Consider the following 1,721-nt stretch of genomic DNA (forward strand, 5'->3'; position numbering starts at 1 on the left):
ATTAACCACCTGACAGGAGAACCAGCATGCACACACAAAACGTCAACACCGCCGCTTCAGAATCTTCCAAAACATGGGTTGAAACCCCCGAATCCGTTTATTTTTCGCAGAAAGTAGCTGCACTGATTGATCTTGCGAAAATTGAGGGCGATATGCTGTTTTTCCGTACCCTTGCGCGCCTGGGTATCGAGCCTGATGACGCAGATGAGGAATATGACGCACCCTGGATTGCACGGGACAGAATTGAGCGGCTGGAAGAAATGGGTGCTGTCAGTTCTCCTGTGGTGTACGAAATGGTGCGTGACGTCGATGCAATGATCAAAGCGACTGATTCTGAGCTATCGCGTGGTGAATGGCCAACGCTGAAAGAAATGCAGGCCAGCGCAGCAGACATCAAGGCTGAGGTTATGGAAAGCCTTAAGCCGTTTAGGTTTAGCGTGGATGTCTTAGGGCAGATGGAGTACCCGGAGGATGATCCGGTATATGGCACATACTGGCAGGATGGATGTATCCAACTGGGGCGCGCCTGGACGGTAGGGGAAGCAATGAACATTGCGGCGGCAGTATGGCTTGAAGATGAGTGGGACCCGCGCGAGCAGGGTGAGTGCTACTGGGACAGTGATTTTGGCCGGGATATGGGGCCAGTAAGCTTTTCGCCACGCTTGATTGTTATCAGGGACGCGCAGAACAGGAAGGTGCTGACGGCAGATGCAGCAGGCCTTAAATGGAACTCACACGTTACCAGTGAAGAAGAAATCAGTCGCATCGCCGCAGAAAAAGAAGCGCTGATGAGCGAAGCGGCACAGGAAAGTGGCTGGGACAACTTTGAAACGGCGAGACAGCTGCGCGCAAAGGCTGAAGCCACGCAGGCGGGCGTTGTTGATGCCGCCTGGCAGGGACATCCCGATGTGATGGCCGCGCTGGCGGCATTTGTCCGTCCGGAGCGTAAAACGTGGGGCGACAGACTAAACACTCGCGGGCTTTCCAAATTCATGGCAGACGATATGACGTTTCTGGTCAGCCTCAGTGATCGCAGCTGCCCGGCATCAAAGAATGAGCGTTATGAGCTGGTACATGGGCTGGCGCTGAGCATTGCCAATCACGTAAGCCGCGCCGTTACTGACTGGTCATCGCGACGGCCGAAAATTCCTGCGGCGGTGATTGCCGCCTGGCTGCTGACAAAAGAAATGGTGCTTGAGCTGTTCGGTGAAAACGGTCAGGAAATCTGGTCAGGTATAGAGGGGGCACTTAAATCATACCTGGCTGAATACTATTTCGACTGCTGACATCGCAAATCATACCGGCAGGCAACAGAGCGGAGCAGGGGGAGATCCTGCCCGCTTTGGGCGCGGCTTAAAAGCGGGCGGCCCTGCGGGCCGGGAAAAACCGGTGCTGACGCACCGGTCATCTCCCTTCGCCTGCGCTTTCTCTCTCCGGGACGCTGTCTCACGGTCTTCTCTCTCTGCTTCCTGCTGCTGTTTATCCCTTTTCTGTACTGCAGCTGCTTCTCCGGATTCCTCTCCATAAAGGTCAACAGCATAAACAGCCTGATGGCCCTCCCCGGCGTTGCCGGGTCGTCGAGCCCCACTCCGCTAACCGGCAGAGCCGGTAAGCTCCGCCGAATCCCTCCGGGGTTCGGGCCTGACGGCTAGGGTCTGATGGCAACTGCCAGGTCAACCCCTGCAGCGGGCTTTCGCCCGCGCGTTCACTGGCCACAAAAG

The 1,721-nt window shown here is 56.1% G+C and carries 1 protein-coding gene; it reads left to right on the forward strand.

From position 1 onward, the window contains the following. Positions 1-26: 26 nt before the first annotated feature. Positions 27-1,286, forward strand: a complete 1,260-nt coding sequence (locus N5J69_RS22120; protein ID WP_279772593.1) for a hypothetical protein — start codon at positions 27-29, stop codon at positions 1,284-1,286. Positions 1,287-1,721 lie beyond the last annotated feature (435 nt).

Origin of the sequence: Pantoea sp. GD03673, assembly GCF_029844725.1 — a bacterium.
In the GTDB taxonomy this organism is placed as follows: Bacteria; Pseudomonadota; Gammaproteobacteria; order Enterobacterales; family Enterobacteriaceae; genus Pantoea.

What these genes read in the sequence shown, in the direction of transcription:
- N5J69_RS22120 (WP_279772593.1), top strand. Translation starts at nt 27, where the DNA reads ATGCACACACAAAACGTCAACACCGCCGCTTCAGAATCTTCCAAAACA.